The sequence below is a fragment of the Rubrobacter sp. M3-4 genome (assembly GCF_059772285.1).
On record NZ_JCBAJP010000018.1, the window covers coordinates 20439 to 27890 of the forward strand.

At 68.1% G+C, this 7452-nt stretch carries 7 protein-coding genes; 2 read left to right on the plus strand and 5 right to left on the minus strand.

Annotation, left to right across the window (positions count from 1 at the left end; all coding sequences use genetic code 11):
* Positions 1–5: 5 nt before the first annotated feature.
* From menH to AC6EKW_RS14545, 4 genes are all read right to left on the minus strand, one after another.
* Complete coding sequence (gene menH, locus AC6EKW_RS14530; protein WP_498514779.1) at positions 6–797, minus strand: 2-succinyl-6-hydroxy-2,4-cyclohexadiene-1-carboxylate synthase; 792 nt, start codon at positions 795–797, stop codon at positions 6–8.
* Complete coding sequence (menD, locus tag AC6EKW_RS14535; RefSeq protein ID WP_498514780.1) at positions 794–2536, minus strand: 2-succinyl-5-enolpyruvyl-6-hydroxy-3-cyclohexene-1-carboxylic-acid synthase; 1743 nt, start codon at positions 2534–2536, stop codon at positions 794–796. The genes menH and menD overlap by 4 nt, the downstream gene beginning before the upstream one ends.
* Entirely contained in the window at positions 2517–3872 is a 1356-nt protein-coding gene (locus AC6EKW_RS14540) for an isochorismate synthase (protein WP_498514781.1), read from the minus strand. Before AC6EKW_RS14540 ends, menD begins: the two co-directional genes overlap by 20 nt.
* Positions 3873–4000: 128 nt before the next feature.
* Positions 4001–4621 carry a class E sortase gene (locus AC6EKW_RS14545; RefSeq protein WP_273889481.1) on the minus strand — a complete coding sequence of 207 codons (621 nt, stop codon included), beginning with the start codon at positions 4619–4621 and terminating at the stop codon, positions 4001–4003.
* 189 nt (positions 4622–4810) lie between these two features.
* Here AC6EKW_RS14545 and AC6EKW_RS14550 point away from each other — a divergent pair, with 189 nt between their 5' ends.
* Complete coding sequence (locus AC6EKW_RS14550) at positions 4811–5317, plus strand: hypothetical protein (RefSeq protein ID WP_273889480.1); 507 nt, start codon at positions 4811–4813, stop codon at positions 5315–5317.
* A gap of 107 nt (positions 5318–5424) precedes the next feature.
* Positions 5425–5973, plus strand: a complete 549-nt coding sequence (locus tag AC6EKW_RS14555; RefSeq protein WP_337959026.1) for a biotin transporter BioY — start codon at positions 5425–5427, stop codon at positions 5971–5973.
* 60 nt (positions 5974–6033) lie between these two features.
* On the opposite strand, the gene gabT is transcribed toward AC6EKW_RS14555, so the two are convergent.
* Complete coding sequence (gene gabT / locus AC6EKW_RS14560; RefSeq protein ID WP_498514782.1) at positions 6034–7374, minus strand: 4-aminobutyrate--2-oxoglutarate transaminase; 1341 nt, start codon at positions 7372–7374, stop codon at positions 6034–6036.
* Positions 7375–7452: the final 78 nt, after the last annotated feature.

Sequence of the window (7452 nt, forward strand, 5' to 3'; positions counted from 1 at the left end):
GGGAATTATAGGGCTTTGAGAAACCCTCGCAGTAACCTCGTGTACTCGTCCGGGGCCTCGAGGTGTACGTTGTGCCCCGCCCCGGGGACCACGGCCATGGAGACTCCCCCCTCCGTCCGCATCCTGGAACAGATCCCGGAATACTTCTCGTCCAGCTCCCCGGCGATCGCGAGGACCGGGACCGCGATCCTCGCCAGCTCATCCCACAGCGGCTTCTGGTTTCCGGTCCCCATCGCCCGCAGGGAACGGGCGAGCTCGTGTGGGTCGTTCGAGAGGCGATGCTCGACCGTCCGCCCGAGCAGATCCTCCCTCCGCTGGAGCGAGGCGAAGAGCGGTTGCCGGTACCACTCCTCGAGGAAGCCTTCGAGGCCTCCGCTCTCCAGGCTCCGGGCCCGCCTCTCGTCCGCCTCGCGGCGGGCGTCCCGCTCTTCCTCGCTCTCTATCCCCGGCGAGGAAGATTCCAGCAAGAGCCCCGAGAAGCGCTCCGGACACCTGAGCGCCAGGTGGAGCGCGAGCCTCCCACCCATCGAGTACCCGACGAGCGCAACCCGCGAGATGCCGAGCCCGTCGAGGAGCGCAGTGACCTCCCGCGCCGCCCCCTCGATGGTGTAGGCGTCGGGATAAGGCAACCCCACAGATCCGCCGTGTCCGGGCAGGTCGGGCGCAAGGCACAGGAAATCCTCCTGCAAAACCTCGATGATCTCCGCCCAATCCTCCCTGGATCCCAGGAACCCGTGCAGCAGCAGAACCGGCGGTGCCCCCTCCTCACCGGCGATCCCGTAGCTGAGCGGACTCACCCCGATACCTCCCTCATGATCCTCTCGTGCAACGCGGCGTTCTCCGCCCGGTCAGTACGGACCTCCAGCAGCGATGGTTCCTCCCTGGAGCAGGCCTTCCGGTAAGCCTCGACGAATCTTTCCACCGTGGCGGGCCGTTCGTAACGCAGGCCGAACATCGCGGAGGCGGACTCGAAGGTGAGCCCGTGCGGCGTCCCGAAGTACCTCTCGAAGAGGTTCTTCTTTTGCCGTGCGACCGGGAGCATCGAGAAGATCCCGCCGCCGTCGTTGTTCACGACCACGACCGTCACGGGCAGTCCCCTGATCAGGGCGAGAGAGTTCAGGTCGTGCAGGAGCGCGAGGTCTCCGATGAGTAGCGTGACCGGCCGCCCGGAGCCCCCGGCGTAACCCGCCGCCGTGGCGACCGTCCCGTCGATGCCGCTCGCGCCGCGGTTGGCGAAGACGGGGACCGGCTCGCCCTCGGCAACCCCGAAGGCGTCCACGTCCCGCACGGGCATGCTGCTCGCCAGGCACAGGGCGTGCCCGGCTGGGATGTGGCGGGTGACGAGCCGGGCCACGAGGGGCTCGCTGAGCTCCTGGTCGCCGGAGAAGCCCCCGGCGAGCCTTCGTCCGATCTCCTCCGAGGCCGAGACCCACCGCTCCGTCCAGGCCGGGTCCGGCTTCCCCGGGCGCTCACGCACCTCCCGGCGCAGGGCCGCGCAGAATTCGCCAACCGCGGCCTCGAACCTGTGGCTCGCCGCGTGGTCCGGGTCGAGCCTGAACGGGCTCTCGTGCACGACCGCGCGTACCCCGGGCTTCGCACGCTCCAGAAACCGCTGCAGCCGCTTTGAGACGGGCCCGCCGCCGAACCGCAGGATTGCATCCGGCCTGCTGCCTCGCACGAAATCCTCGTCCGCCAGCAGCAAATCGTAGTACGGTACGAGGGTTCCCCCCTTGCCCCCGAGCCGGAGCTGTGAGACCACGTCCGGGAGCAGCGGCCACCCGAGCTCCCCGGCGAGGTCCAGCACGGCCTCACCTTCCCGCCGGCTCCCGAGCCTCCCGGCGACGACGAGCCCCCGCTCCACCCCGCGCAGCTCCTCCCACAGATCCCCCACCCCCTCGGCGGAGGACACCCCGCCCGCATAACGGGTATAGGGGGCCCTCTTCTCGTACCAGCCCCGCAGATGTGGCGGAACCTCCGGACGCCTTCCCGGGGGTGGCAGGAAGGGCTCGCGGAACATCAGGTTCAGGTGTACGGGCCCCGCGGGGGCCCGGCGGGCACGGTAGACGGCCTGATCCGCGGCGGTCAGCACCATCTCAGGGGCGGGCCGGGTGTCCGGGGCGGGCATATCGAAGGACCAGCGGACGTACCCCCCGAAGAGGCCCGGCTGCACGATCGTCTGGTTCGCGCCGGTCTCGCGCAGCTCCGGCGGCCGGTCGGCGGTGAGGAGGATCACCGGCACGCAGTCGGTCGCCGCCTCGACGACCGCCGGGAGTCCGTTCGCGACCGCCGTCCCGGAGGTCGTCACCCATGCGGCGGGCCTGCCGGTGGCGCGGGCGTAGCCCAGCGCGCAGAAGGCCGTCCCCCGCTCGTCGTAGTGGACGACCGCGCGAGCGCGCGGGTTCTCGGCTATGGCCGCCACGAGCGGGGTCGAGCGGGAGCCCGGCGCGATACAGAACGGCCCCACACCGGCCCGCACGAGCTCCTCGACGAGGAGGGAGGCCCACAGTAGATTCGCCTCAGCCGCGGGGAGGACCAAAACCCAGCACCTTGGCGAAAGCTCCGAGCTTGCCCTCGAGCTCACCCCATTCGGACGCCGGATCCGAACCCTCGACTATCCCGTTGCCGGAGAAGAGATGCGCGCTCTCCCCCGCTACGAGCGCGGACCGGATCCCGACGGCGAACTCCGCTCCCTCCGCCCCGATCCAGCCGATCGGCCCGGCGTACCAGCCCCGGTCGAAGGGCTCGAGCTCCCGGATGAGAGAGAGCGCCTCCTCCCGCGGCCACCCGCCGACGGCCGGGGTCGGGTGCAGGGCCTCGAGGACGTCCCGGGGGGAGACGCCAGCCCGGAGAGAGCCCCTGATGGGGGAGCGCAGGTGACGCCCCTGCGCGAGCGTGAGTTCCTCAGGCTGCGGAGATATCTCGACCTCCTCGCAGAGCCGCCCGAGCGCTTCCCGAATGCTCCTCCGGACATACTCGTGCTCGCGCAGGTCTTTCTCGCTGGCCAAAAGCTCCCGGCTCAGCCCGGTGTCGTCCGATTCGGAGATCCCCCGGGGCCGGGTCCCGGCGACGGCCTCGCTGGTCACCTCCGTCCCCTCCACGCTGAACAGGCGCTCGGGGGAGGCGCTCACGAAAGCACCCGCCCGGTCGGGCTCGAACAGAGCTCCGAAGCATCCCGGCGAAACCGCCGAGAGAGCCTTCAACAACGAGGTCGGGTCCAGCTCACCGCTCAGCTCCAGCGTGACCCTGCGGGCGAGCACGGCTTTCTCCAGCCCCCCCTCCGAGAAGGCCGAGAGCGCCCATCGTACGTTCTCCGCCCATCCCGCCCATCCGGGCAGATCCCCTCTGGAGACGACCTCCGGCAACGCGGTCCAGACGTCTTCTGCGCCGGAGGACGGATTCATACTCCGGGCGGCGTGCGCCAGCTCGAGCGAACGCGCCGTGTCCCGGGGGAGCACGAGGTTGCAGGCGAATACCGTCCGTCCTTCCTCCCGTACCAGCTCGAACCGGGGCAGGAAGAAGCGCGCGCTCCCGAAACCTTCCCACTCCGAAGCCGGATCGCGCGCCGGATCGAAGCGCAGCCCGCCGTAGTAGCGCGAGCCACGCGGTAACCTGCCCGCAGAGTCCGGGACGCCATCGAGGATCTCCGCCGCGCCGACCGCCGCGACCTCCAGGTTCCCGTCGCGTGCCGACCAGTAGAAACGGGGACGCTCGGGCCGGCCGGAGAGCCAGCGCAGCGGATCGGCCCGCTCCAGCCCGGCTTCGAGGCGCACCACCCGCCCGGCACCGCTCCGCCGCGCGGCGAGGATGCCCTCGATGCTGCGCGCCAGCGCTTCTCCGGACGCGGACGTCTTCCCTCTCGTACGCTCGAGCACCGGACCTCCAGAGCCCTCAGCCGACTTCTTCTCTCTGGGCTCGCCAGAGGGGAGTTTATCAGCAGCCCCGACCGGCGGGTGCGTCCCTGCTCACAAACCGCGGGATCGTACCCCCACGGCAGGACGGCTCAGGTGTGGGAGACGAGCTTTCCCTGCACGATGAGCCGCTTCTCGTAGTCCGGTAGGGTGCACGACTGCAGGGTGACTACGTTCTTGCCCGGCAACGGCTTGGTGACCCCGATGTCGGTCGGCGAGACGACGAATTTTTTGAAGACCTCGTAGGTGTACTTCCTGCCGTTGGCGTCGGTTACGTAGATCCTGTCCCCCTTCTTCAGCTTGTTGAGGTCGTAGAAGGCATAGAGGCTCCTGGTCCCGCGGTAACCGAGCCTGTGGCCGGCTATGTAGACGTTAGTGACCTTCTGCCAGGGAAATCCCGTCCCCTTCAGGTGTATCGCGACGTGGTTCTTGAGCGCCTGCTCGTCGGTCCCGACGGCCGTGGGAACCACCGCGTCGCGCACCCGCTTCATCGCGGGCACCGTGAGCCTCAGCACATGGCTCTTGGGCGCCGGAGCGATGAGCCCCCGATCCTGCCCCTCCCCCTTCTTCGGAGCCACCTGCTGCTGGCGGGCTTTCTCGTTCATGGTCCCCGGCTTGCTCGCCCCACCTGCCTGGGATCGCCCACATCCGGCGGCCACGAGCGTCACCATCAAAACCCCGGCCAGCAAAACCATGAAACCCCTGAGTCTCAACTCATCCCCCTCTCTTCGTACCGTAAAAGCACGACGGCCCGGAGACCAGAGCCCCACGCCATCGCTGCGGCATCTTAACGCATCGAAATAACAGAATGGCAACGCCCTACCCCCTCCAATCTTGAATACTCTGTATATATGTGTATACTGCATATAGATATGCAGAGAGAGCGATTCAGGAGGACTGCAATGAGCGAGCTTCGTGAGACGAGCCGGGCCATGGAGGGGCTGGTACGTGAAGTCGGGGAGTTGTACAGGGCCATTGCGGAGCACGCCGTGGAGCTGCAGGAGCGCAACGTGAGGTTCGCGCTGGGGATGACGGACAGGTTCGTCGCCGAGGCCCGGCACCAGGGTGCGGCGAACGGCGAGTTTGCGAAGGAGCTGGCTGAGAGGGTCGAGGCGCAGCGGGAGAACGTGCGGGCGCTGGCCGGGGAGATCACGGGCAGCTATCTGGACCTCCTCTACGCCCCGCTGGCCTACTACCGGCAGGGGCTGAGGCTCATAGAGGGTGGCGTCGAGGAAGAGGAGCTTCCGATCGAGGGATACGACGATCTGAGCGTGGCGGAGATCTCGAAGCGCCTCGAGGGGCTCTCCGCCGAGGAGATAAGGCTCATCCGCGACTACGAGAGGTTGCACAAGAACCGGGAGAGCCTGCTCGAGCAGCTCGACCGGAGGCTGAAGCCGGCGGTCTCCTGATCGCGGGCGACGGAGCGTCGTGCAGAAGACCGGGGTTCCCCCGGTCTTTTTTTATCGCCTAAAATACGGGCTTCGAAGGAATCGTCCAAGAGACAGGAGGAAGAGCCCTGAGGACACGCACTCTGACGCGGGCCGCGCTCATGGCCGCGGTGACGGCCGTGTCCGCACAGATCACGGTACCGCTCCCCTTCACTCCGGTGCCGTTCACGTTGCAGGTCGTCGCCGTGGTACTCTCCGGGCTCCTGCTCGGGTGGCGGGCCGGGGCGCTGGCGCAGATCGTCTATCTGGTGGTGGGGGCCATCGGCGTACCCGTCTTCGCCGGCTTCTCCGGGGGGCTGGGTCCGATCCTGGGTCCCACCGGAGGTTATCTCCTCTCCTACCCGGTCGCGGCCGCGCTCGCCGGTCTCGCCGCAGGGGCGGCTGCAGGCTCGAACCGCAGGAAGGCGCTGTGGGCCTGCTCCCTCAGCGGGACGCTGGCGCTCTGCGCGATCTACGCCGCCGGAGCCGCCTGGCTCGCCGCGGTGACCCACCTCTCGCCCACGGCGGCGCTGGCGCAGGGGGTCCTGCCGTTCGTACCGTTCGACCTGGCGAAGGTGCTGCTCGCCGCGCTCACCGCCACCGCTGCAGCCCCCGCGATAGCGGGAAGCCGCGCCTGAGAACGAATGAATAAAAGGGGGAGGGCGGAACCGCCCTCCCCCTCTCCGGTGCGGTCTGGATCAGGCGACCGAATCCACGGCCCGCGCGAGGATGGCGAGCCCCTCGTCGAGCTGCTCGTCGGTGATGACGAGCGGCGTGAGGGTGCGGATCACGTTGTCGTACTGCCCGGCGGTCAGGAGCATCAGCCCCTCCTGCAGGGCCGCCTCGACGATGCCGGCCGTCCTCTCCTTGTCCGGCTCGCGGCTCTCGGAGTCTTTCACCAGCTCCATCGCGACCATCGCCCCGAGTCCGCGCACGTCGCCGATGAAATCCGGGTGCCTCTTCTGCATCTCGTGCATCGCAGCCATCGTACGCTCCCCGATGACGTTCGCACGGGAGAGGAGATCCTCCTCCTCGAAGGTCTCGAGAACCGCCAGAGCGGCCACACAGGCGAGCGGGTTGCCGCCGTAGGTCGTCCCGAGGCCGCCGGTGTGTACGCCGTCCATGATCTCCGCCCTTCCCGTCACACCGGCTATCGGGAGACCGCCGCCGAGGCTCTTGGCCGTGGTCAAAAGATCGGGCTCCACACCCGAGTGCTCGATCGCGAACATCTTCCCCGTCCTGCCGAAGCCCGTCTGGACCTCGTCTATGATCAGGACGATCCCATACTCGTCGCAGATCTCCCTGAGGCGCCTGAGGTAGAAGTCCGGCACCGGGATGAACCCGCCCTCTCCGGCCACCGGCTCGATGATCATCGCCGCCACGCTCCGCGGGTCCACGTAGCTCACGAAGAGCTTATCCAGCGCCCCGAGACAGTCCCCCCGACACCCGCCCGAGCAGTCCTTTCCGGCGGGACACCGGTAGGCGTAGGGCGAGGGAACCCGGTAGACCTCCGGCGCGTACGGCCCGAAGTTCTTCTTGTACGGGCTGACCTTGCTCGTAAGGCTCATCGCCATGAACGTCCGCCCGTGGAAGGCGTTCTCGAACGCGATCACCGCCGGCCGACCGGTGTACGCCCGCGCCACCTTGATCGCGTTCTCGACCGCCTCGGCCCCGGAGTTGCAGAAGAACGAGCGCTTCTCGAAGTCCCCCGGTACCAGCGCGTTCAGCTTCTCGGCCAGCTCCAGATACGGCTCGTACTGCGTCACGTAGTAGCAGGTGTGCGTCAGCCGCTCGACCTGCTCCTTCACCGCCTCGACGACCGCCGGGTTGGTGTGCCCGGCGTTCAGGACACCGATCCCACCACCGAAGTCTATGAACGTGTTCCCGTCCACGTCCTCGACCAGCGCGCCATGCGCCTCCCTTACCCATATCGGTAGCGCCGTCCCGAGGCCCGCCGAAACCGCCTTCCGACGCCGCTCCATCAAAGCCCTGCTCTTGGGACCGGGAATCTCCGTCCTGATCTTCCGCTCTTCCAGCATCCCTAAACCTTTCTTGTAAACTGCTTTCCCCAGTATAGGCCCATTCGACTCAAGTATAAACCCGCGCCCTGCGCTCCT

Excerpts from the sequence above, each read along its gene's own strand:
- gabT (WP_498514782.1), bottom strand. The coding sequence starts at position 7,374 with ATGCTGGAAGAGCGGAAGATCAGGACGGAGATTCCCGGTCCCAAGAGC.
- AC6EKW_RS14550 (WP_273889480.1), top strand. The coding sequence starts at position 4,811 with ATGAGCGAGCTTCGTGAGACGAGCCGGGCCATGGAGGGGCTGGTACGT.